At 67.6% G+C, this 21,382-nt stretch carries 21 protein-coding genes, 1 pseudogene and 1 riboswitch; of the genes and pseudogenes, 9 read left to right on the top strand and 13 right to left on the bottom strand.

The features are described 5' to 3' along the window. Nucleotides 1–38 precede the first annotated feature (38 nt). The 3 genes from IM787_RS08875 (at nt 39) to IM787_RS08865 (ending at nt 1,888) form a co-directional block, all read left to right on the top strand. Nucleotides 39–665 (top strand): recombinase family protein, encoded by a 627-nt coding sequence (locus IM787_RS08875; RefSeq protein WP_193676260.1) that lies wholly within the window; start codon nt 39–41, stop codon nt 663–665. 293 nt (nt 666–958) lie between these two features. Continuing rightward, entirely contained in the window at nt 959–1,468 is a 510-nt protein-coding gene (locus IM787_RS08870) for a hypothetical protein (RefSeq protein ID WP_193676259.1), read from the top strand. A gap of 24 nt (nt 1,469–1,492) precedes the next feature. After that, entirely contained in the window at nt 1,493–1,888 is a 396-nt protein-coding gene (locus IM787_RS08865) for a hypothetical protein (RefSeq protein WP_193676258.1), read from the top strand. A gap of 9 nt (nt 1,889–1,897) precedes the next feature. Here IM787_RS08865 and IM787_RS08860 read toward each other — a convergent pair whose 3' ends face one another. Next, nucleotides 1,898–2,260 carry a hypothetical protein gene (locus IM787_RS08860; RefSeq protein WP_193676257.1) on the bottom strand — a complete coding sequence of 121 codons (363 nt, stop codon included), beginning with the start codon at nt 2,258–2,260 and terminating at the stop codon, nt 1,898–1,900. A 26-nt stretch (nt 2,261–2,286) separates the two neighbouring features. Next, nucleotides 2,287–3,981: a recombinase family protein gene (locus tag IM787_RS08855; RefSeq protein WP_193676256.1), complete on the bottom strand. Its 1,695-nt coding sequence runs from the start codon at nt 3,979–3,981 to the stop codon at nt 2,287–2,289. 20 nt (nt 3,982–4,001) lie between these two features. On the opposite strand from IM787_RS08855, the pseudogene IM787_RS08850 reads away from it, so the two are divergent. Further along, nucleotides 4,002–4,862: pseudogene (locus IM787_RS08850) on the top strand (YifB family Mg chelatase-like AAA ATPase); the annotation flags it as partial. A gap of 129 nt (nt 4,863–4,991) precedes the next feature. On the opposite strand, the gene IM787_RS08845 reads toward IM787_RS08850, so the two are convergent. Continuing rightward, complete coding sequence (locus IM787_RS08845; protein WP_193676254.1) at nt 4,992–5,477, bottom strand: sialidase family protein; 486 nt, start codon at nt 5,475–5,477, stop codon at nt 4,992–4,994. 380 nt (nt 5,478–5,857) lie between these two features. Then, the gene (locus IM787_RS08840) at nt 5,858–6,751 is read right to left on the bottom strand and encodes a LysR family transcriptional regulator (RefSeq protein ID WP_193676253.1); all 894 of its coding nucleotides are present in this window, start codon (nt 6,749–6,751) and stop codon (nt 5,858–5,860) included. A 70-nt stretch (nt 6,752–6,821) separates the two neighbouring features. On the opposite strand from IM787_RS08840, the gene IM787_RS08835 reads away from it, so the two are divergent. After that, nucleotides 6,822–7,064, top strand: a complete 243-nt coding sequence (locus tag IM787_RS08835; RefSeq protein WP_193676252.1) for a YjiS-like domain-containing protein — start codon at nt 6,822–6,824, stop codon at nt 7,062–7,064. Between the two features lie 25 nt (nt 7,065–7,089). Here the strand turns inward: IM787_RS08835 and IM787_RS08830 are convergent, their stop codons facing one another. Both IM787_RS08830 and IM787_RS08825 read right to left on the bottom strand, forming a co-directional pair. Beyond that, nucleotides 7,090–7,578, bottom strand: coding sequence for a GFA family protein (locus IM787_RS08830; protein ID WP_193676251.1), 489 nt, complete (start codon nt 7,576–7,578; stop codon nt 7,090–7,092). Between the two features lie 76 nt (nt 7,579–7,654). Continuing rightward, entirely contained in the window at nt 7,655–8,047 is a 393-nt protein-coding gene (locus IM787_RS08825) for a RidA family protein (RefSeq protein ID WP_193676250.1), read from the bottom strand. A 157-nt stretch (nt 8,048–8,204) separates the two neighbouring features. On the opposite strand from IM787_RS08825, the gene IM787_RS08820 reads away from it, so the two are divergent. Next, a complete protein-coding gene (locus tag IM787_RS08820) occupies nt 8,205–9,143 on the top strand; it encodes a LysR family transcriptional regulator (protein ID WP_193676249.1) in 939 nt (312 codons plus the stop codon). Nucleotides 9,144–9,146: 3 nt separating this feature from the next. Here the strand turns inward: IM787_RS08820 and IM787_RS08815 are convergent, their stop codons facing one another. From IM787_RS08815 to IM787_RS08805, 3 genes are read right to left on the bottom strand one after another with little or no spacing between them, the layout of a single operon-like run. Further along, nucleotides 9,147–9,863: a nucleotidyl transferase AbiEii/AbiGii toxin family protein gene (locus tag IM787_RS08815; RefSeq protein WP_193676248.1), complete on the bottom strand. Its 717-nt coding sequence runs from the start codon at nt 9,861–9,863 to the stop codon at nt 9,147–9,149. Then, complete coding sequence (locus IM787_RS08810) at nt 9,856–10,326, bottom strand: helix-turn-helix domain-containing protein (protein ID WP_193676247.1); 471 nt, start codon at nt 10,324–10,326, stop codon at nt 9,856–9,858. The genes IM787_RS08815 and IM787_RS08810 overlap by 8 nt, the downstream gene beginning before the upstream one ends. A gap of 57 nt (nt 10,327–10,383) precedes the next feature. After that, the gene (locus IM787_RS08805; RefSeq protein ID WP_193676246.1) at nt 10,384–11,931 is read right to left on the bottom strand and encodes a methyl-accepting chemotaxis protein; all 1,548 of its coding nucleotides are present in this window, start codon (nt 11,929–11,931) and stop codon (nt 10,384–10,386) included. A gap of 209 nt (nt 11,932–12,140) precedes the next feature. Between IM787_RS08805 and IM787_RS08800 the strand changes: the two genes are divergently transcribed. After that, nucleotides 12,141–13,322, top strand: coding sequence for an MFS transporter (locus IM787_RS08800; protein ID WP_193676245.1), 1,182 nt, complete (start codon nt 12,141–12,143; stop codon nt 13,320–13,322). Between the two features lie 4 nt (nt 13,323–13,326). Here the strand turns inward: IM787_RS08800 and IM787_RS08795 are convergent, their stop codons facing one another. From IM787_RS08795 to IM787_RS08780, 4 genes are all read right to left on the bottom strand, one after another. After that, nucleotides 13,327–14,289 carry a YihY/virulence factor BrkB family protein gene (locus IM787_RS08795; RefSeq protein WP_193676244.1) on the bottom strand — a complete coding sequence of 321 codons (963 nt, stop codon included), beginning with the start codon at nt 14,287–14,289 and terminating at the stop codon, nt 13,327–13,329. Between the two features lie 103 nt (nt 14,290–14,392). After that, nucleotides 14,393–17,089, bottom strand: a complete 2,697-nt coding sequence (metH, locus tag IM787_RS08790) for a methionine synthase (RefSeq protein ID WP_435531151.1) — start codon at nt 17,087–17,089, stop codon at nt 14,393–14,395. Nucleotides 17,090–17,135: 46 nt separating this feature from the next. Continuing rightward, a riboswitch (S-adenosyl-L-homocysteine riboswitch) is annotated at nt 17,136–17,205 on the bottom strand. Nucleotides 17,206–17,213: 8 nt separating this feature from the next. Then, complete coding sequence (locus IM787_RS08785; RefSeq protein ID WP_193676242.1) at nt 17,214–17,663, bottom strand: Lrp/AsnC family transcriptional regulator; 450 nt, start codon at nt 17,661–17,663, stop codon at nt 17,214–17,216. A gap of 160 nt (nt 17,664–17,823) precedes the next feature. Continuing rightward, the gene (locus tag IM787_RS08780) at nt 17,824–18,582 is read right to left on the bottom strand and encodes an aspartate/glutamate racemase family protein (RefSeq protein ID WP_193676241.1); all 759 of its coding nucleotides are present in this window, start codon (nt 18,580–18,582) and stop codon (nt 17,824–17,826) included. 115 nt (nt 18,583–18,697) lie between these two features. Between IM787_RS08780 and IM787_RS08775 the strand changes: the two genes are divergently transcribed. Both IM787_RS08775 and IM787_RS08770 read left to right on the top strand, forming a co-directional pair. After that, nucleotides 18,698–20,365 carry an ABC transporter substrate-binding protein gene (locus IM787_RS08775; RefSeq protein WP_193676240.1) on the top strand — a complete coding sequence of 556 codons (1,668 nt, stop codon included), beginning with the start codon at nt 18,698–18,700 and terminating at the stop codon, nt 20,363–20,365. A 57-nt stretch (nt 20,366–20,422) separates the two neighbouring features. After that, a complete protein-coding gene (locus IM787_RS08770; RefSeq protein ID WP_193676239.1) occupies nt 20,423–21,376 on the top strand; it encodes an ABC transporter permease in 954 nt (317 codons plus the stop codon). The last annotated feature ends 6 nt before the right edge of the window (nt 21,377–21,382 follow it).

The raw sequence follows: 21,382 nt of genomic DNA, 5'->3' as shown, positions 1-21,382 counted from the left end.
AATACGAACCATCCAAAACGAACTGCAAAGCGAAGAACATGTTTGTCCGGGCCTACCTCCGCGCCAGCACCAAGGAGCAAGACGCTACCCGCGCCAAGGCAGACCTCGCGGCCTTCGCAAAGGATCGCGGTCTGAAGGTTGCTGCGTATTACGTGGAGAACGAGTCTGGTGCATCCCTCCAGCGCCCCGAGTTGTTCCGCCTGCTGGCCGACTGCCAAGAGGGCGATGTGCTCCTGTGCGAACAGGTGGACCGACTCTCCCGCCTCAGTGCTGAGGACTGGAGCAAGCTCAAGACAGAACTCCAGTCCCGCAAGGTGCGCGTGGTTGCATTGGACCTGCCTACCTCGTGGATGATGGTCACTGCCGCCGACGAGATGACGGGCCGCATGATGGACGCCCTGAACGCGATGATGCTGGACATGCTGGCTGCCATCGCCCGGAAGGACTACACCGACCGCCGCCGTCGCCAGCAGCAAGGCATTCAGAAGCTGAAGGCAGAGGGCGGCTACAAGGGCCGGAAGGAAGACACGAAGAGGAACGAGGCCATCATGGGCATGCTGGAGAAGGGCCAAAGCTGGAACAGCATCGTGGACGCGACTGGCTGTTCACGCTCCACGCTGTCCCGCCTGTCCCAGCGTCTGAAGGAAGCCGCTACAGCGGCCTGAGCAAGGCGGGTAGCTGGCGACTGCCCGATTGTGCGTCCCGGGCCTTGTAGATATTTCAGCGGCTGAACGAGCGCGAAGGCCCTGTCTCTGCACTGGCTAAGCCATGCACTCGCGCGTCGTCCGACCTTGGGCGCACAGGTGGCGGCACGGCTAAATTTTTTTTTGAACATCGCGTGGCCTGCAGCAATGCAACCTACGGGCATGCTGCCCTCCCTGCGGATAATGACTCCTCCACTCCCGGGGGTTCCATGGCGTCGTCGTCGATCAGAGGCAGGTCCACTACAAAGACGTTCGTGTACATGTGGATTGGCGCAGGCCACATGCTGCGCCTTGCCAGGGAGTCGCGGGATGGCCAGTTGTATACCTGCATGTCCGCGCTGATTTACTCGGCCTTCATGCTGGAGGCGTACCTAAATCATTTGGGGCGACTGCGGCATGAGAACTGGGAACGGATTGAGCGGCGCTATTCCAAGCGCCGAAAGTACATGCTCTTCGCGGAGGCGGCGCGACTGTCTCCAACGATGGAAGAGCGCCCTTACAGTTCTTTGGTCCGTCTCTTTGACTTTCGCGATTCGATGGCTCACGGGCGAACCGTCACAGAGCAGGTCGAGGTCGAAGTAGCGCATGGGGAGTCGATAGCGAGCGCACTCCCTGGCGCAGAATGGCAGCAGTTCATCACTCTGGAGAACGCCGAGAGCCACTTCGCGGACGCAGTCGCGCTAATCGAGCAACTGCATGCGGCCCTTGGCTATACCGACGCCCCGTTCTCCACTGGCGGGGGCGGAATATACGCCTGGTCTTAACATTCCCTTCCAACGGAGACAACTTTGATCATCGTGTTGATCCATTGGCGCATCAAACCGACCGACGAGGCGGAGTCTGAGTTCTTCCGCTTTTGGACCGAGACTGCAAAGGTCGAAGTCAAGGAAGGATTGGCTGGAGAATTTCTGAGCGCCCCGCTTCGTCAGCCGCCCGACGCACCCCGATTTCCGTTTGCAGTAGACGACCTGAGTGCCGGGCACAGTCAGGGCACATGTCGCCACTTCGTGAATGTAGGCATCTGGAAGGATTGGCAGTCGTTCTACGCTCAAGTGGGAAAGTTCATGAACGACGACGCACCCTTGAAGCCTTTCGAGGCCGAGAGACGTACCCGCACCGTGCTCGACCCACAAGAGTTCCGAATCGGGTCGTGGGCGCTTCCGTCCACCGGCTCCTGCGAATAGAAAGCTGGATTACTCCGCCAGCTCTGCGCCCGGCGACACCATCAGAAATTCCTTGAAGGACCGTCGCCCGTCATACGATGTGCGAAAGCACTTAGGAGCGCCGCTCTGGTGCGGGTAGTGCGTGAAGCCTTTGTCCTCGAACTCCGCGACCCGAACTTCGTCTACCCACGAGCAGCCACCTGTCTTGAAGATCGCTGGTGCAAAGCGCCTATCAACCTCCAGTGGCTCTGGCGAAGGAGGGAAAGCTTTCGCGCGGAAAGCTTCGTAGGCATGTTCACCCGCCTTCTTGAAGAAGCCGGTAAAAAATGCGGCGAATAGGCCCACTGCTGCTCCCCAAAGGAAACTGGACCAATCAGTAGGAAGAAGGGACATGGGTACTCCCGAAGATAAGCACCAACTCAGTATTCTCCGACCGGGTGTCCTTCATCTTCCAGCGCGTCGTAGGCCTCTTCAGCTATCGCAAGTCCCGGGACGCTGCTTACCGGGAAGAACTGCGGCAGCTTCCTCCCGAAGCTGGGCATGAAGTACCCGGCCTCGCCTTCACGATAGTCCATCCCAAAGAGCTCCTCGCCGTCCTGGCTGATGGAGTACCCCGAAGGTCCGATTGTGACAATGACGCCAAGCCGTTTGACCAACGCATTTGCTTTGGCCCTGCCTTCATACGAAACGAGGTCCAACCGCTCCAAGAACTCGTCCCACCCAAGACCGCTCTCAGCAGCAAGGTCCGTCTTCAATGCCTGCCGCTTCTTGTTCAAAGCCCGAATGTCGCTATCGACTCGGATCACTGCATCTTGGAAGGTCTCCGATTCGCTGTCCTTGTCCAGAGCCTTCCTGAACATGGCTTGCCTTCGCTTGGCCTCAGCCAGCTGGCCGTCGATGATCTGAATCTCCCTCTCGATGCTGGCGCTGGAATCCTGCACCAAAGAAAGAGCATCGAGTCGGACCAGCATGCCTCTGAACACAGCTTCGGCTTGCTCGATGCGCACAGATTTGCACTTGCAACCACCCTTCCCGATCTTGGCGCATCGAAGATATGTTCCTCCCTTCGGGGGTGTTCCCTTGTTGACCATGTGAAGGTTCGCGGAGCACTTCTCACACTTGGCGATGCCCTGAAAGACGTTGAAGCTCTTGCTCTGCTTCGTTGCTTTCGATGTGCGCCTGCCATCAACGGCTGCCTGAGCCGCGTAAAACGTATCCACATCCACCACCGTTGGGAAGTACCCCGGGATCGGATCGCCTGCGTTGGTAGGCTTGCCGCCGTTGCCTCCTCTTCTGGTCGTCGGCTGGTACTCACCGAAAACTGCCCGGCTCTTCAAAACCTTGTCCACGGAGGAAGGTCCCCACTGGCCGTCAAAGCCCCTCGCCTTCAGCTTCTGATTTTCGGCTTTGAAGCTTTTGACACCCTCCGCGTTCAGCCTCTTAGCAATCACTCCCTTGCCGTAGCCTTCAATCGCCCGCTGGAATATTCGCCTCACGACCTCCGCGCGTTCTGGAATCTCTTCGTAAGCGCTACCGTCCTGCTCGTAGTTACGCCAGCCGGTCTTTCGACGCAGCCAGAGCGGCGCAGTGTTGCCCATTGGCTTGTAGCTCGCTCGCGCCAGCGCCTGCTTGTTGGCAAAAGCCGCACTCACAAGCTCCTGTTTTCGGCGACTCTCCTCATGAGCACGCGACATGTCCATAAGAACCATGACCAGCTTCACAAGGTCAAGCTTGCCCTTGACAAATTCCTGGGGCGCTTGACCGTCAGGTAGCGTGACGATCCGAATGCCGGCGCCAAGGATGCCGGTAAACACGCCGAAGGCATCCTCGACCTCCTGCCGCCCAAGCCGGTCCAAGTTCTCGACAACGAGCGTCGAGTGCTTCGGAATCTCCCCGTCCCGTGCCAAGTCAAGGAAGCGCCGCAACTCGCCGGTGTCGTTCAAGTGCTCGGCCTTGAACCCACTTCGCCCCTTGTCCGCAAAGCTGTCTTCTGCGGGGGTCAGCTGCGCTGCCTTGCAGTACGCCTGGAACTTGGCGAGTTGACGACGCTCGGAGTCACCCTGAGCCTGCTCTGCACTGCTAAATCTGATGTATGAGTAGGCGAGCTTTTCCATTGGGTGTATTTTGCCCTACCTTGCTGCTGGTCGGTCCTCCCGGCTCGGGCAAGTCGATGCTGGCGCAGCGTTTTGCCGGGCTGCTGCCGCCGATGGAAACCGGCGAAGCCCTGGAGAGCGCCGCCATCGCCAGCCTGTCGGGACGGTTCGCGTTGCGGCAGTGGGCCCAGCGTCCGACCTGCGCGCCGCACCATTCGGCCAGCGCGGTGGCCCTCGTGGGCGGCGGTTCGCCCCCGCGGCCCGGCGAGATTTCGCTGGCGCACCACGGCGTGCTGTTCCTCGACGAGCTGCCGGAGTTCCCGCGGGCCGCGCTGGAGGCCTTGCGCGAACCGCTGGAGACCGGGCGCATCACCATCGCGCGCGCGGCGCGGCGCAGCGAGTTCCCGGCGCGCTTCCAGCTGGTGGCGGCGATGAACCCCTGCCCTTGCGGCTGGCTCGGCTCGGGGCGCGCCTGCCGCTGCTCGCCCGACCAGGTGGCGCGCTACCAGGGCCGCTTGAGCGGCCCGCTGCTGGACCGCATCGACCTGCACGTGGAGGTGCCTGCGCTCAGCCCGGCGGAACTGCTGGATACGCCGGCCGGCGAGGCCACCGCCAGCGTGCAGGCGCGTTGTGTCGCTGCGCGCTCCGTCGCCCTGCGAAGGCAGGGCGCGTGCAACCATGCGCTGCAAGGCGAGGAGATCGACCGGCATGCAGCGCTGTCGGCCGAAGCGGCCACGTTCCTGCGGCAGGCGGCGGGACGGCTTGGATGGAGCGCACGCTCGACGCACCGCGTGCTGAAGGTGGCGCGCACGATTGCGGACCTGGCGGCATCCGCGGACGTCGAAGTGCTGCACGTGGCGGAGGCGGTGCAATACCGGCGGGTGTTGCCGGCGCTCCAGTGAGCGGCAGTTGCAGGCTCGGGAACGCGGCGTCTGGCGCAGCCGTTGCGCCTCAACGCTCGGGAATGCCCTTCCTGCCGAGCGCGGACCAGGCCCCCGAAGCTGCATCGAACTTGTAGACCTGCTGCGCCGTCAGCGCGTAGCCCTCGCATTGAGGTAAACCGCGCCGCTGTCGTCGCCGGCCATGAAGTCCACCGCGGCACCACGAAGCGCGGCGTGGTCAATGGACGACCATGTCTTTCCGGCATCTGCGCTCACGCGGACGCCCGTGCTGGTCCCGGCATGGAGCAACTCGCCCGGCGCTGCTTGCAGCGACCGGCAGTCTGCCCGCAAGCCGTCGCTGCGCTGCGGCAGCACACCGGCGCGCGTCCAGCGGCGGCCACGGTCGTCGCTGACATACACGGCATCCGAGACGCAGGAGAAGTGCTTCCTGGAGGACGCATCGAAGGCCAACGGGCCGGGCGCAGGCACCCACCAGGCCAGCACATCGGCATCGCGGCTTCCGGATACCGGTGTCGCCGTGAACGTGTCGGGAACGTCGCTCCCCCTCGTTTCCCACGCAAAGGGAACCTGCCATGTCGACCACGTGGCACCGTCGTCCCGGCTCAGGTAGAGCATGCCCCGGGTTGCGACCATGAGCACTGGCGCAGGTCCGATGTCCAGCCTCACGAGGAGGTTGGGCGGCGGCGGGGTAACGGCCCGCGCGCCCGGACGTTCGGCGAGGCAGAGCGCTCCGATCGCGGGTCCGGCCTGCAGGAATCTTCTTCGGTCCATGTCACTCCTTGGCGAGCGCGGTCATCCGTGAGGTGGTCCTGCCACATCCTGCCGACGGTGTAGATGTGGCCCAGGACCGCCATCGCAGCTGCAGGACGCGGTCGCCGAGCGCGCAATCACCTGCGAGCGAAGGAGGGTCGGCGCCAGCAGGCGATGCCGGACTGGGATGCGCGCCCGCCGCCGCGCGAGTTCCAGCGCCGTGTCGGGGCCGATGACGTAGCGGGTCATGCGGTGCCTCCGGCGTGTTCCTTCAGGATCGACAGCAGCCCGCGCGCGGCGCCGCTCAGGAGCGGCAGGGCGCGGTGCACGATCACTGTCTCGCGGGTGAGCCTGGGCTTCAGGGGCACCACCTGCACGCCGAGCACCGTGTGCCGTTCGGCCGGGCCTTCCATCGGCAGGATGGCTGCGCCGTACCCCGCGGCCACGAGGCTCTTCATCGCCTCGTTGTAGTTCAGCTCGATGCGCGCGCGCGGCACGATGCCGGCGGTGGCGAACCACTCCACGGTCTGCCGGTAGAGGCGCGTGCTGGCGTCGTTGGCGATCAGCGGGCGCGCCGCGAGCCACTGCGGCGTCGCATGCCGGGGCGCCTTCCAGTCCCGCGGCAGGAAAGCCATCATGGGGTCGCGCCGCCAGCGGCTCACCACGAGGTCGCCCGCCGCCTGCGGCGGTGCGATGAGCACCACGTCCAGCGTGCCCGCCTGCAGCCGGGCCAGGCCGTCGTTGGTGCCGACGATGCTGACCTCCGCGTCGACATCGGGGTGCGCGGCGGCCATCTCGCGCAGCAGTTCGGGCAGAAGGTAGACCAGCATGCCCGTGGACGTGCCCAGGCGGACGCGCCCGGTCACGCCCTGCTGCTGGCGCTGGACCGCCTGCACGGCGTCGTCCGCCTCCCGCAGCAGCCGGCGCGCGTGCGCGAGCAGGGTCTCCCCCGCGGGGGTGGGCTGCACGCGGCGCGGCCCGCGCAGCAGCAGTTGCGCACCCAAGCGCGATTCGAGTTCGCTCACGTGCAGGCTGACGGTGGGCTGCGCGAGGTGCAGCGCCTGCGAAGCCGCCGACAGCGTGCCCAGGTCGACCGCCGTGACCAGGGTGCGCAGTTGATCCAGGTTCAGTTCACGCATCAGGGTTCCTGATGGAAGGCTTCAGGAATCTCAACTTTTCAGATGCGAGTGTAGTGGCGACCATGCCGGCATGGACACTCTCGCGAACGCCACCCTGCACCCCGCCGCCCTGGCCCCGCCCGGATGGGGTCGGGTCGTGCGCTCCCTCGTTGCGGCCACGGCGAATGGCGCCCGATGGCTGGCCCGCCCGGCCGGCCCCCAAGGGCCCGGTGCCGACGAACTGCGCGCGATGAGCGACCGCGACCTGAAAGACCTCGGCATCGGCCGCAGCGAGGTCGCGCATGTGCTGCGTGGAGACCTGGACCGGCCTTGACGCATCCTGCAAGCTGCTGGCACGGTCAGCTTGCAGGACGTGTGTTCTCCTTCGCGACGCGCGCGAACTCCTCCACGAGACGCGCGTATTCCTCCATCGGCGGGAAACGTTCGAAACTGTGCCTGGCCGGCGTCCGCGCCCAGGGCAGCCCCTCCGCGGTCTGGGTCTCGATGAAGGGCTCGAACCAGTGGTGGTCGTCGAGCACCGAGGGTCGCACGTTCACGAACCCGGGGTCGGGCTCGATGCGCGTGAACAGCCACGCCTTGCACCACTCGCAATGGTGGTGCCGCGACTGGTCACCATGCAGGCCCCCGATCGCCGGCTCGCCCTGGAGCACCTCGAAGCCGCCGGACGGGACCGCCATGCTGAGCGAGAACGCGCTGGCGCTCATGCGCTGGCAGCCGAGGCAGTGACACGCCATCGTCAGCAGCGGCGGACGGGAGATCCGCAGACGGACGCGGCCGCATCGGCAGCCGCCTTCCCACGGCAGTTCCGGACGGTTCGCATCGGGCATGGCGGGTTCCTCCGCTAAAGATGCCTGCCATTCTGCTCGCGGACGTCCTTGTCCCGCTTCGACCGGACTTCCGCGGTCAGCCCGGTATCCGCGCGATGACCTTGATCTCGAAGTCGAAGCCGGCGAGCCAGTTCACGCCCACCGCCGTCCAGTTGGGGTAAGGAGCTTGCGGAAAGATCTCGTCCTTGACCGCAAGGATGGTTTCGAACTGGCGCTCGGGGTCGGTATGGAAGGTCGTGACGTCGACGAGGTCGTCCAGCCCGCACCCGGCCGCGCGCAACGTGGCACGCAGGTTGTCGAATGCGCGCCGGACCTGCCGCTCGAAGTCGGGCTCCGGCGTCCCGTCCTCGCGGCTGCCGACGTGGCCGGAGACGAACAGCAGGTCACCCGATCGGATGGCGGCGGAGTAGCGGTGCTTCTCGTAGAGGTCCTGGCGGCTGGCGGGAAAGATGGCTTGGCGCTGCGGCATGTCGGGGTCTTTCGGATCGGTTCGTGCTTCGGTGGTGGATCGCGAAGGCGTTGTCCTCTCGCGTGTTCCGGACTCTATGCATGCGGGCCGCGGGAAGAAAGAGCCAGGATCGACAATCACTTTTCGGCAAATCCGAACAATCGTTGGCAGGAAATCCGTGGACCGATTCGATGCGATGCAGGCTTTCGTCCGGGTGGTCGAGGCGAGGAGCTTCACGAAGGCCGCCCGGTCGCTCGGCCTGGGCAATGCCACCGTCACTCAGCTCGTGCAGCAGCTCGAAGCGCGCCTGCAGGTGAAGTTGCTCAACCGGACGACACGGCAGGTCAACGTCACGGCGGACGGCGCGGTCTACTACGAACATGCGGCCCGCGTGCTGGCCGAGATCGACGACGCCGAGACCAGCCTGTCCAGCGCCGCCCGCTCGCCGCGCGGGCGCTTGCGGGTCGACGTGCCCAGCTCGTTCGCGCGGACCGTCCTGATCCCCGCCTTGCCGGCCTTCCATGCACGGTACCCTGGCATCCAGATCGACCTGGGCGTGAGCGACCGGATGGTGGACCTGATCCGCGACAACGTCGACTGCGTGCTGCGCGGTGGCGCGGTCACCCATGAGTCCCTGATCGCGCGCCGCGTCGGCGATTTGCCGCTGGGCGTGTTCGCCTCGCCGGCCTATCTCGCACGCGCCGGCGTGCCGGAGCACCCGACGGACCTGGAAGCCGCGCAGCACTCGGTGGTCGGCTTCACCTCGTCCCGCACCGGCAGGATGATCCCGCTCGCCCTGACTCGCGACGGCGTCGAATGCGAGGTCCACGCCCGCTACATCGTCGCTGTCGATGACGGCAATGCGAGCCTGGCCGCGGGGCTCGCAGGACTGGGCGCGCTCTGGCTGCCGGAATACATGGCGCAGCCGCATGTGGCGAACGGCGAGCTGGTCCGGCTGTTCGGCGGATGGCAGGTCGCCCCGATGCCGATGTACGTCGCCTACCCGCAGAACCGGCGCGTGAGTGCCAAGCTGCGGGTGTTCATCGATTGGTTGGTGGAGTTGATGGAGGGCCTGGGTCGGCCAGACGTCCAGATCATCTCTCGCGGAACGGCGTGATGCTCAAGGGTCGCGCACCGGCAGGGCTGCGGCCAGCGCGCGGATCCTTTGCCACAACTGCGCCCTGCTCACGGTCGTCATGCGCAGGGCTTGCATGCATTCGTCCAGCCGGTGCGGCCGGTTCCGCAAGGCCTGCACCGCATCCGCCAGCGCGCGTCGCACCGACTGGCCATAGGCGGCCTCGGCCTTGTCGGAGGCCGCCAGCCGTACGTCGCGGTCCGCGTGCTGCATGGCCAGGTCGATCAGGTCGCGGCTGAACACGGCGTCGTCCGGCCAGCGATCGGCGTTGGCCAGGAGCTTCTCGCAACACAGGTCCACGGCCGACAGGGAGGTCACTCCGCAGACCCGGTCGGCGTCCTCAGGCGGTGCCAGTTCGATGCGGCCCTCGAAGACGATCTCGAACTTGATGAGGGACGCACCGGCCCGCACGTGCGTCCGGATGCCGTACTGGTCGGTGCGCACCTCGCGGGCCAACTCCAGCCGCATGCCGCTGCGCAGGAGCGGGGTCAACCCGTGCACGCCACCCAGCATCTCCCGCAACTCGCGATAGCCGGCACGATCCGACACCAGGAAGTCGATGTCGACGGACTCGCGGTATTCGCCGTACAGGAGTGCCATGGCCGTCCCGCCGCCGAAGAAGCAGCGTCGCGCCGCCAGGACGTCGGGGTCGAGCGACTGCAGCACGAGTGCGATGTCGCGATGGTGCGCCCGTTCAAACAAGCAACCTCCCCGCGCCCAAGGCCTGCGAGAGCGCCTCCACCAGTGCAGCCTCCTTCGCCGACAGGGCGGCGCGGTCCACGTGCTTCCAGTTGCGCTCGTAAAGGGCGAGCGCCTCGGCCGGCGTCAGCGCCTGGACGCCTTCCAGCTGCCATGCGAGCGCACGCAGCTGCGGATATTCCTCCAGCACGATGCGTTCGGGGAGCGGGGCCGCAGCGGCGGGAGACGCAGGATCCCCGAGCTCCAGCGCCAGGCCGAGCGCGCCGGCGACGGCGACCCAGAGGCCGATCGCCACGCCGGGCTCACCGCTTTCGATGCGGTGCAAGGTCACGCGGGAGATGCCGGCTGCCTCGGCAGCGGCCACAGCGCTGACTTTCTGGGCCTTGCGCCGCAGTCGCAGCCGCGCCCCGAGCCGGATCAGGCGGTCCCGGTCGGCGGGTGGAATGGCAGGGGCGGCAGCCGGCATTTGATTCTCATTATGTACAAAACTCTCGCTTTGTCCAGAATGAGAATCGGTTTCGGCTCAGCGATAGATGCCGCAAGCCACCACGAGATCTCCCACGCGGTGCACGTACGTCGACTTCGTGAGGATCTCGTTGGTCACCGGGTGCGCCCACTTGTAGTCGATCCAGCCTTCGCCGCGGCGGCGCGCGGTCTCGGTCATCTCCTGCACGAAGCGCTTGCCGTCGGCGTCCTTGCTTTGCGGGCCCATGCCGAGCGTGCGCGGGTTGTTGCCGTGGGCCAGGAAGACGCTGTCGTCGGCGCGGATCACCATCAGGTACAGGTCGCGGTCGATGAAGCGGCCTTGCGCCAGCTTGTTCACCTCGGCGATCAGCGCCTCGCGGCCATGCGCCTGGCAGAAGGCGACCCCGTCGCGCACCATCTGCACCGCCTCGTCGGCGTTGCCGTGCTCGCGGTCGCCCAGCTGGAACCCCGCCACGCCCTTCATCAGCGAGACGGCGCGCTCCTGCAGCGCGGAGGCCGTCCGGGCGGCGTCCTTCACCAGCAGGGCGTTGGCCTGCGTGGTGCGGTCGATGTTGGCGATGGCGTCGTTCATCGATTCGATGCCGCTGCTCTGCTCGCGGCTGGCCACGTCGATCTGCGCGATCAGGTCCGCCACCTGCCGGACGGCACCGACGAGCTCCGCCATCGCCCGGCCCGCTTCGTCGACCCGCTTGCCGCCCATCTCCACCTTCTCCACCGAGGTGCCGATCAGCCCCCGGATCTCGCGCGCCGCGGCGGCGCAGCGCTGCGCCAGTGTGCGCACCTCGGCGGCCACCACGGCGAAGCCGCGGCCCTGCTCGCCGGCGCGCGCCGCTTCCACCGCGGCATTCAGCGCCAGGATGTTGGTCTGGAAGGCGATGCCGTCGATCACGCCGATGATGTCGCGGATGCTCTGCGAGCTGGCGCGGATGGAGCCCATGGTCTCCACCACCTCGTTCATCACCACGCCGCCCTGCTCCGCGCGCTCGGCGGCCGAGCGCACGACGATGTTCGCCTGCTGCGCGCTGTCGGCGTTCTGGCGCACGGCGGCGGTCAGTTCCTCCATGGTCGCGGCCGTCTGCTGCAGCGACTCGGCCTGGTGCGCGGTGCGGCCCGCCAGCGCCTCGTTGTCGCGCGTGATCTGCGAGGAGTTCATCGCCACGTGGGTGGTGCCGGTGCGGACCTGCCCGACGACGCCGAACATGCGCTGCCGCACGTCTTCCAGCGCCGCCAGCAGCACGCCGAGCTCTCCGCCGCCGGCCACTTCCACCGGGCGCGTGAGGTCGCCGGCACTCAGCCTGCGGGCCGCGGTCGCCGCGCGCACGCCGGGCCGCACGACGCTGCGCGCGAGCCAGGCGCCCGTGACCAGGGTGGCGGCCGCAGCCGCACCCCCGAGGGCCAGGGCGGCCAGCTGCATGACGCCGGTGGTCGCAACGGCCGCGAGGACGGTGAGCGCCACCAGCAGCGCCATGATGCAAGCCAGCGCGACGGCAAGCCGCGCTCCAAGCGTGTGGCTTGTTTCGCGGGACCGCACCCCGGAGCCCGCGACGTCGATCACCTCGGTGACCGGAAGGGCCTGAGGACCCATGGGACTTCTCCTTCTGCAGGCGGCAGGGCAGAATCTGCGGGCCCGCACTTGCAATAAATTGTGACACCCATGCCTGCGCTTTCGCACGTCGCTGGTGCGTCCCGTCGCGCCATTACGTCAGAAGCTGTGCAGAACTGCACTCCTGGCCAGGCTTTCCAGCGCGGAAAGCGCACGAAAGGACGCATTCCGGTGCAACCGGGCAGCCGCCGTTGAACCCCGGTCCGGACCGCCGGCGCGTCGTCTGGCTCTCCCTCGCCCAGCTGGTCACGTGGGGCAGCGTCTTCTATACCTTCGCGCTGCTGCTGGAGCCCGTGGAGCGCGAACTGGGGCTGACGCGCGCCCAGTCGTCGCTGGCGTTCAGCCTGGCGTTGCTCGCCGAGGGCCTGTGCGCCTATCCCGTGGGACGCTGGATCGACCGCGGCCACGAGCGCGCCGTGATGACGGGAGGGTCGCTGCTGGTGGCGGCGGCATTGGCCTTCCATGCGCAGGTGCGCTCGGTCGAGGCGTTCTATGCGACCTGGCTGGTGCTGGGCGCGGCGCTCGCGGCCACGCTCTATTCGCCGGTGTTCGCCGTCGTCACGCGGCGCCACCCGCAGGACTTCCGCAGGGCCATCATCACCCTTACCTTCCTCGGCGGGCTGGCCAGCAGCGTCTTCATCCCCTTGTCGGCGTGGCTGATCGCCACCTGGGGCTGGCGCACGGCGCTGCTGGTGCTCGCGGCCATCCACCTGCTGGTGTGCGTGCCGATCCATGCGGCGTGCCTGCGCCACGCCCCGCCGCCGACGCCTGCCGCCGCACCCGGGCCGCAGTCGTCGGGTGCATTGCTGCGCAGCGCGCCCTTCCTGCTGATCGGCGTGTTCGTGGTCGGGATGATGGCGATCACGGCGGCGATCCCGCCGCACCTGATCAGCCTGTTGCGGGAGGCCGGGCTGCGCGAAGCCTGGGTCATCGCGATCCCCGCGACCATCGGTGTCGTGCAGGTGGTGGGGCGCGCCCTGCTCTACTTCTTCGAGCACCGCTTCGACCTGCACGTGGCGAACCGCGTCATCCCTTTCCTGCTGCCGCTGGCGCTCGCCGCCCTCATCACAGGCGCGCACTCGCCGGCCGCCGGCATCCTCTTCGTGGCCCTCTACGGCATCGGCAACGGCATGCTCACCATCGTCAAGGGCACCGCCGTCGCGCAGTACGTCAGCCGCGAGCACGTGGCTTCGCTCAATGGCGCGCTCGGCCTGCCGCAGGCGGTGGCGCGGGCGGTCGCACCGGCGCTGCTGGGCGTGCTGTGGACGCAGGACGCGGGTTACCGCTGGGGACTCGGCGTGCTGCTCGTCGTCGGCGTGCTGTCCGCGCTGGCCCTGGCGCTCGCGCAGCGGCGCTCCCTGCTGCCGCGCTGATGCCTCAGTGCGCGGGCACGCCGCGCGGGGAACGACGGCGCTCGCCCTTGCGCCGTTCGGTGCCGGGCGCGCCCTGCACCTTCGCCCCATGCCGTTCGGAAACGTGCTCCTCCACTGCGCGCGCCGTGGCGGCGCCGAGCAGCAGCACGGCGGACGAGAAGTAGATCCACATCAGCAGCACGATCAGCGAACCGGCGGCACCGTAGGCGGAAACGACCGCGGCGTTCGCCAGGTACAGCGCCATCAGCTGGCGCCCGATGGTGAAGAGCAGCGCACCCGCGGCCGCGCCGAACAGCAGGAAGCGCATGCGCGGCTTGGGGCCGCCCGACAGCCGCATCAGCCCCACGAACAGCAGGGTGCCGACGCCGAGCCCGATGACCTCGTTGAGGACGCGCACGGCGAGCTCCATCGGCACCCAGCTGCCCGCCCAGCCGGAGAACATCGACAGCAAGGTGGAGACCACCAGCGACACCAGCAGCAGGAAGCCGAACACCAGGATGTAGCCGATGCCGCGCAGCCGCAGGCTGGCCGTGTGCATCCAAGACTGCTTGGGCTGCGGCCCGCGGCCCTGCGACCAGACGCGCTCGAATGCGTTCTGCAGTTCGCCGAACACGCCGGTGGCGCCGAACAGCAGCACCGAGAAGCCGATCACGCTGGCCGTGATGCCTTCCGACGGCTCCTGCGCGCTTTGCAGCGCCTGCGCGATGACGGCCGTGCCCTGTTCGCCGATCACCGCGCCGAGCTGGGCGAGCAGGCCCTTCTCCAGCGCGCCGCGGTCCAGCCACCAACCCAGCATGCCGACGATCGCCAGCAGCAGCGGCGCCAGGCTCAGGATGCCGTAGAAGGACATCGCCGCGCTCATGCGCATGCCGCCGGCCTCGCTCCAGAGGTCCAGCGCCCGGGCGAAAGGGCGCAGCGGGCGCACTGCGCGCTGCAGGCGGGCGGGGATGCGGTCGGTCAGGGGCATGCCGCAGCATGGCCGATGCGCAGCCCGGCCGCTATCGGCGCCCCTTTGCGGCTGGGGTAGGAGGCCGATTACGCCGAGACGGCCGCCGGGCGCCGCCGCAGGTTCAAAGGTTGGGCGCCAGCAAGCGCTGCAGCTCCTCCACCGCGGCGCCGCGCCGGCGGGCCTGGTCCTGCAGCTGGTCGTCGCCGATGCGGCCCACGTTGAAGTACGTGCTGTCGGGATGCGCGAGGTAGAAGCCGCTCACGCTGGCCGCCGGCGCCATGGCCATGCTCTCGGTCAGCTCCATCCCGATCTCCTGCGGCTGCAGCAGCGCGAACATGTCGCGCTTGACGCTGTGGTCCGGGCAAGCCGGGTACCCGGGCGCCGGGCGGATGCCGCGGTACTTCTCGGCGATGAGGTCTTCGTTCGACAGCGTTTCGTCCGACGCATACCCCCAGAGGTCCTTGCGCACGCGCTCGTGCAGCGCCTCGGCCAGCGCTTCCGCCAGCCGGTCGGCCAGGGCCTTGAGCATGATCGCGGAGTAGTCGTCGTGGTCGGCCAGGAAGTACTGCTCCTTCTTGTCGACGCCGAGGCCGGCGGTGACCGCGAACACGCCGACGTAGTCGTCGGCCACCCCCTTGGGCGCGACGAAGTCGGCCAGGCAGCGGCTCGGGCGCATCACGCCGTCGATCGCCTGCTTCTCCGTCTGCTGCCGCAGGCCGTACCAGGTCAGCACCGGTTGCGTGCGGGCCTCGTCGGCATAGAGCTGGATGTCGTCGTCGTTCACGGTGTTCGCCGGCCAGAAGCCCATGACGGCGTTGGCGGTGAGCCAGCGGCCCTCGATCAGGCGCTTGAGCATCCGCTGCCCGTCGGACATGACGCGCACGGCCTCGGCGCCCACGATCTCGTCCTTCAGGATGGCCGGGAAGGCGCCCGCCAGGTCCCAGGTCTGGAAGAACGGGCCCCAGTCGATGTAGCGCGCCAGCTCCGCCAGGTCGTGGTTCCTGAAGACGCGCCGGCCGATGAACTTGGGCTTCGGCGGCAAGTAGTTCGCCCAGTCCACCGGCGTCTTGTTGGCGCGCGCCTTGGCCAGCGGCCACAGCGGCACCTGCTTCTTGCTGGCGTGCAGCTGCCGCACCTTCTCGTAGTCGGCGTTGACCTCGGCGATGTACTTCGCCGCCTGGTCGGACAGTAGGCTCTGCGCGACGCTCACGCTGCGCGAGGCATCCGGCACGTAGACGACGGGGCCTTCGTAGTGCGGTGCGATCTTCACCGCCGTGTGCACGCGGCTGCAGGTGGCGCCGCCGATCAGCAGCGGGATCTTCTTCATGCGGAAGTGCTCGTCCTTCTGCATCTCGCCGGCGACGTACTGCATCTCCTCCAGCGAAGGCGTGATCAGGCCCGACAGGCCGACGATGTCCGCGCCCTCGACCTTGGCGCGCGCCAGGATCTCGTGGCACGGGACCATCACGCCCATGTTCACCACCTCGAAGTTGTTGCACTGGAGCACGACCGTCACGATGTTCTTGCCGATGTCGTGCACGTCGCCCTTGACGGTGGCGATGACGATCTTGCCCTTGGCCCGCACGTCCTCGCCCGCGGCTTCCTGCTGCTTCTTCTCTTCCTCGATGTACGGGATGAGGTGGGCGACGGCCTGCTTCATCACGCGCGCCGACTTCACCACCTGCGGCAGGAACATCTTGCCGGCGCCGAACAGGTCGCCGACGATGTTCATGCCGTCCATGAGCGGCCCTTCGATGACGTGCAGCGGACGGCCGCCCTTGGCCAGCACCTGCCGGTACATCTCCTCCGTGTCGGTGACGATGTGGTCGGTGATGCCGTGCACCAGCGCGTGCGCCAGGCGCTGCTCCACGGGCAGCGCGCGCCACTCGTTCTTCTTGCCCTCGTCCTTGGCGGCGCCCTTGGCGCTCTCGGCGATCTCGACGAGGCGCTCGCCGGCATCGGGACGGCGGTTCAGCACCACGTCCTCCACGCGCTCGCGCAGTTCGGGCTCGACCTCGTCGTAGACGCCGACCATGCCGGCGTTGACGATGCCCATGTCCATGCCGGCGCGGATCGCGTGGAACAGGAAGACGGTGTGGATGGCCTCGCGCACCGGGTCGTTGCCGCGGAAGGAGAAGCTGACGTTGGAGACGCCGCCGCTCACCTTGGAGCCGGGCAGGTTCTGCTTGATCCACTTCACCGCCTCGATGAAGTCGACCGCGTAGTTGTTGTGTTCCTCGATGCCGGTCGCGATCGCGAAGATGTTCGGGTCGAAGATGATGTCCTCGGGCGGGAAGCCGACCTCGTCGACCAGGATGCGGTAGGCGCGCTCGCAGATCTCGATCTTGCGCTGGTAGGTGTCGGCCTGGCCCTTCTCGTCGAAGGCCATCACGACGGCGGCGGCGCCGTAGCGCTTGACCAGCGTGGCCTGCCGCTTGAACTCCGCCTCGCCTTCCTTCATGGAGATCGAGTTGACGATGCCCTTGCCCTGGATACAGCGCAGGCCGGCCTCGATCACCTCCCACTTGGACGAGTCCACCATGATCGGCACGCGCGCGATGTCCGGCTCGCTGGCGATCAGGTTGAGGAAGCGCACCATGGCCGCCTTGCTGTCCAGCATGGCTTCGTCCATGTTGACGTCGATCACCTGGGCGCCGTTCTCGACCTGCTGCCGCGCGACCGCCAGGGCCTGCTCGAACTCGCCGGCGAGGATCATGCGGGCGAACGCCTTCGAGCCGGTCACGTTGGTGCGTTCGCCGATGTTGACGAACAGGCTGCCGCGGCCGATGGAGACGGGCTCCAGGCCGGCGAGCTTCATGGGGGGAACGTCGGGTTGCTGCTGCATGCACTCACCTGTGGTCGAACAGAGGTGAGCGCGGTTGGATCCATCTCAAGCCTGACCGTGGCGGCACGGCTGCAGCGCTCCTTGAGCTGCGGCGATTTTACAGCGGCAGGTCCGCCTTCTTCAGCGTCCTCAGCACGAACGAGGATTTGCTGTGCCGGATGCCCTTGATCTTGTAGAGCCGCTCGCGCAGCAGCCGTTCGTAGTCGCGCGTGTCCTTCACCGCCACCCGCAGCAGGTAGTCGTAGTCGCCGGACACCAGGTAGGCCTCGATCACCTCGGGGATGGCGGCCAGCGTCTCGCCGAACTTCTCCAGCGTGTTGTCCGAGTGGCTGTCCAGCGTGATGTGCACCAGCACCGTGTCGTTGAAGTCCAGCGCCTGCGGGTTCAGCCGGACCGTGTAGCCCTCGATCACGCCGGCGAGTTCCATCTTCTTGATGCGCTCCCAACAGGGCGACGGGCTCAGCCCCACCGCCTGGCCCACCTGCTGCAGGCTGGCCCGGGCGTCCTGCTGCAGGACCTTGAGGATTTTCCGGTCGATGGCATCCATGTCGCCGGATTATCGACCTATTGGCCGATCTACAGAAGGATTTGCTGCGAAAGCCCGGGATCCGCAGAAGTTCAGCAAGACTTTCCGGCTGCCGGCGCGCAAAGTCAGGGACATGGGGCGGGGGCTTACCCGCCAGCGCCCCGGACGAGGAGCCGGCGGGTTACCGCCCGCCGGCCGCCCTGGTTGCCTCCCACGCCAGGCCCTGTGCCCACCCGGTGAAGGGCTTGGCAAGGGGTTGCGCGTAGTCGCCCCGCCTGGACGTGCGCAATCCGAGCCCCACCAGCGCTTCGGCCAGCTTCACCGCGGCGGCCACGCCGTCGACCACCGGCACCCCGAGCCGGTCGGAAAGCGTCGCACAGAGCGGCGCCATGCCCGCGCAGCCGAGCACGATGGCGCCGCTGCCGTCCCGCGCCAGCGCCGTCCGCGCCGCTTCCTCGATCTGCCGCAGCATCGGCTCGCCCGCCTGCTCCAGGGCCAGCACCGGGATGTCCGTGCCGTGGATGCCGCGGCAACTGCGCTCGAAGCCGTAGCGCTGCACCAGCCGTTCGGCCATCACGCAGGTGCGAGTCATCGTCGTGACCACCGAGAAGCCGGTCGCCAGCATCGACGCCACGTGGAAGGCCGCTTCCGCGATGCCGAGCACCGGCCCGTCCAGCACCTCGCGCGCGGCGTCCAGCCCGGGGTCGCCGAAGCAGGCGATGACCGTGGCGTCGGGTGGATCCTCGGCCGCGAGCCGCACCTGTTCGGCGACGCCCGCGGCGGCGAACGCTTCGTCGTAGTGGCTTTCGATCGAGACCGGCCCGAAGCTTGGTTGGGTGGCGCGCACCTCGGTGCCCGGCGCGGCCACCGCGCGGGCCGCGGCGGCGATGGCCTGCGTCATCGACGCGGTGGTGTTCGGGTTGAGCAGCAGGATCTTCATGGTGCATGCGGCCGCCGGAACGCGGCCGGTTTTGGTGCGTGGCGATGCGCCGCGCTTGGCACGGCGATTGCACGCACGAACCCTGCCACCCTTTCTTCCACTTGCCGGAGTCCCCATGCATCGGTTCCCCTCCCCTTTCCGCAAGCCGCAGGCCGCCGGCCTGGCCGCCGCCCTCGTGCTCTCCGCCTTCGCCGCTCCCGCGCTGGCGCAGGAGAAGGTGCTGCGCATCGCCATGACCGCCGCGGACATCCCGCGCACGCTCGGCCAGCCGGACCAGGGTTTCGAGGGCAACCGCTTCACCGGCATCCCGATGTACGACGCGCTCACGCACTGGGACCTGTCGAAGGCCGACGCGCCCAGCGTGCTGGTGCAGGGCCTCGCCACCTCCTGGGCCGCCGACGCGAAGGACAAGACCAAGTGGGTGTTCAAGCTGCGCCCGGGCGTCAAGTTCCACGACGGCTCCGACTTCAACGCCGACGCCGTGGTGTGGAACGTGCGCAAGGTCCTCGACAAGGAGGCGCCGCACTTCGACGCCAGCCAGGTCGGCGTGACCGCCTCGCGCATGCCCACGCTGCGCAGCGCCCGCAAGATCGACAACCTGACGGTGGAGCTGACCACCAGCGAGCCGGATGCCTTCCTGCCGCTGAACCTAACCAACCTGTTTATGGCGTCGCCCGCGCACTGGGAAGCCAAGCTCAAGGCCGTGCCCGCCTCCGTCACCGACGCCGCCGAGCGCTCCAAGCAGGCGTGGGTCGCCTTCGCCGGCGACGCCTCGGGCACCGGCCCCTTCCGGATGACCCGCTTCGTGCCGCGCGAGCGCCTGGAGCTGGCCGCGAACAAGGCCTACTGGGACCCCAAGCGCACGCCGAAGATCGACAAGGTCGTGATGATCCCCATGCCGGAGGCCAACGCGCGCACCGCGGCCCTGCTCTCCGGCCAGGTGGACTGGATCGAGGCGCCAGCGCCCGACGCCATGCCGCAGATCCAGCAGCGCGGCTTCAAGATCTACAGCAACGCCCAGCCGCACGTGTGGCCGTGGCAGTTCTCCTTCGCCGAGGGCTCGCCCTTCCTCGACAAGCGCGTGCGCCAGGCCGCCAACCTGTGCGTGGACCGCGAGGGCATGAAGTCCATGCTGAACGGGATGATGGCGCCGCCCAAGGGCACCGTGCCGCCCGGCCACCCCTGGTGGGGCAGCCCGAAGTTCGACATCAAGTACGACGTGAAGGGCGCGCAGGCCCTGATGCAGCAGGCCGGCTTCTCCGCCGCCAAGCCCGTCAAGGTCAAGGTGCAGATCTCCGCCTCGGGCTCCGGCCAGATGCAGCCGCTGCCGATGAACGAGTTCGTGCAGCAGTCGCTCAAGCAGTGCTTCTTCGACGTGCAGTTCGACGTGATCGAGTGGAACACGCTGTTCACCAACTGGCGCCAGGGCGCCAAGCACGCCTCTGCCAACGGCGCGCATGCGATCAACGTCAGCTTCGCGGCGATGGACCCGTTCTTCGCCATGGTGCGCTTCACCAGCACCAAGACCTTCCCGCCGGTTTCCAACAACTGGGGCTACTTCGGCAACGACGAGTTCGACAAGCTGATTGCCGACGCCCGCAACAGCTTCGACGACAAGGCGCGCGACGGCGCGCTGGCCAAGCTGCACGCCCGCATCGTGGAGGAGGCGCCCTTCCTCTGGATCGCCCACGACGTCGGCCCGCGCGCGATCAGCGCCAAGGTCAAGGGCGTGGTGCAGCCGCGCAGCTGGTTCATCGACATCGCGCCGATGACGATGGACTGAAGTCCGCCGCACGGCCCGCCCGCGGGCCGTGCCCCTCGCCTTTCACCGGGGCCGCCCATGCTCGGTTATCTGATGCGCCGCCTGGCCTACACGCTGCCGATCATGGTGGGCGTGGCGCTGGTCTGCTTCGCCCTCGTGCACCTCGCCCCGGGCGATCCGCTGGTCTCCATCCTGCCGCCCGATGCGTCGGTGGAACTGCAGCAGCGCCTGCGCGAGCTGTACGGCTTCAACCGCACGCTGCCGGAGCAGTTCGCCAGCTGGACCTGGCGCGCGCTCAACGGCGACCTCGGCACCTCCATCGCGTCCGGCCGGCCCGTCGCCCAGGAAGTGATGCGCGCCGTGGGCAACACGCTGCGCATCGCGATGCTCGCCACGCTGATCGGCTTCTTCCTGGGCAGCCTGTTCGGCTTCGTGGCGGGCTACTTCCAGGGCTCGTGGGTCGACAAGGCCGCGTCGCTCACCTCGGTGTTGGGCGTGAGCGTGCCGCACTACTGGCTGGGCATGGTGATGGTGATCGTGTTCTCCGCCACCCTCAACTGGCTGCCGCCGGGCGGCGCCGGTCCCGGCGGCTCCGCGGACTGGACCTGGGACTGGGAGCACTTCAAGCACATGCTGCTGCCCGCACTGACCATGAGCGTGATCCCGATGGGCATCATCGCGCGCACGGTGCGGGCGCTGGTCGCCGAGATCCTCAACCAGGAATTCATCGTGGGCCTGCGCGCGAAGGGCCTGACCGACACCGGCATCTTCCTGCACGTGGTCAAGAACGCGGCGCCCACCGCGCTGGCGGTCATGGGCCTGCAGCTCGGCTACCTGCTGGGCGGCTCGATCCTGATCGAGACCGTGTTCTCGTGGCCGGGTACCGGTTTCCTGCTGAACTCCGCGATCTTCCAGCGCGACCTGCCGCTGCTGCAGGGCACGATCCTGGTGCTGGCCACCTTCTTCGTCGTGCTCAACCTGCTGGTGGACGTCGTGCAGACGCTGCTGGACCCGCGCATCGCGCGCGCCTGAGGAAAG

Origin of the sequence: Ramlibacter pallidus (genome assembly GCF_015070875.1) — a bacterium.
In the GTDB taxonomy this organism is placed as follows: Bacteria; Pseudomonadota; Gammaproteobacteria; order Burkholderiales; family Burkholderiaceae_C; genus Ramlibacter; species Ramlibacter pallidus.
Note: the sequence above shows the minus strand (reverse complement) of the source record. Positions and strands in the feature narration are given on the sequence as shown.

Excerpts from the sequence above, each read along its gene's own strand:
- IM787_RS08835 (WP_193676252.1), top strand. The coding sequence starts at position 6,822 with ATGGACACTCTCGCGAACGCCACCCTGCACCCCGCCGCCCTGGCCCCG.
- IM787_RS08770 (WP_193676239.1), top strand. The coding sequence starts at position 20,423 with ATGCTCGGTTATCTGATGCGCCGCCTGGCCTACACGCTGCCGATCATG.
- IM787_RS08780 (WP_193676241.1), bottom strand. The coding sequence starts at position 18,582 with ATGAAGATCCTGCTGCTCAACCCGAACACCACCGCGTCGATGACGCAG.
- IM787_RS08810 (WP_193676247.1), bottom strand. The coding sequence starts at position 10,326 with ATGCCGGCTGCCGCCCCTGCCATTCCACCCGCCGACCGGGACCGCCTG.
- IM787_RS08845 (WP_193676254.1), bottom strand. The coding sequence starts at position 5,477 with ATGCTCTACCTGAGCCGGGACGACGGTGCCACGTGGTCGACATGGCAG.
- IM787_RS08875 (WP_193676260.1), top strand. The coding sequence starts at position 39 with ATGTTTGTCCGGGCCTACCTCCGCGCCAGCACCAAGGAGCAAGACGCT.
- metH (WP_435531151.1), bottom strand. The coding sequence starts at position 17,089 with ATGAAGCTCGCCGGCCTGGAGCCCGTCTCCATCGGCCGCGGCAGCCTG.
- IM787_RS08860 (WP_193676257.1), bottom strand. The coding sequence starts at position 2,260 with ATGTCCCTTCTTCCTACTGATTGGTCCAGTTTCCTTTGGGGAGCAGCA.
- IM787_RS08825 (WP_193676250.1), bottom strand. The coding sequence starts at position 8,047 with ATGCCGCAGCGCCAAGCCATCTTTCCCGCCAGCCGCCAGGACCTCTAC.
- IM787_RS08855 (WP_193676256.1), bottom strand. The coding sequence starts at position 3,981 with ATGGAAAAGCTCGCCTACTCATACATCAGATTTAGCAGTGCAGAGCAG.
- IM787_RS08805 (WP_193676246.1), bottom strand. The coding sequence starts at position 11,931 with ATGGGTCCTCAGGCCCTTCCGGTCACCGAGGTGATCGACGTCGCGGGC.
- IM787_RS08830 (WP_193676251.1), bottom strand. The coding sequence starts at position 7,578 with ATGCCCGATGCGAACCGTCCGGAACTGCCGTGGGAAGGCGGCTGCCGA.
- IM787_RS08840 (WP_193676253.1), bottom strand. The coding sequence starts at position 6,751 with ATGCGTGAACTGAACCTGGATCAACTGCGCACCCTGGTCACGGCGGTC.
- IM787_RS08795 (WP_193676244.1), bottom strand. The coding sequence starts at position 14,289 with ATGCCCCTGACCGACCGCATCCCCGCCCGCCTGCAGCGCGCAGTGCGC.
- IM787_RS08785 (WP_193676242.1), bottom strand. The coding sequence starts at position 17,663 with ATGGATGCCATCGACCGGAAAATCCTCAAGGTCCTGCAGCAGGACGCC.
- IM787_RS08775 (WP_193676240.1), top strand. The coding sequence starts at position 18,698 with ATGCATCGGTTCCCCTCCCCTTTCCGCAAGCCGCAGGCCGCCGGCCTG.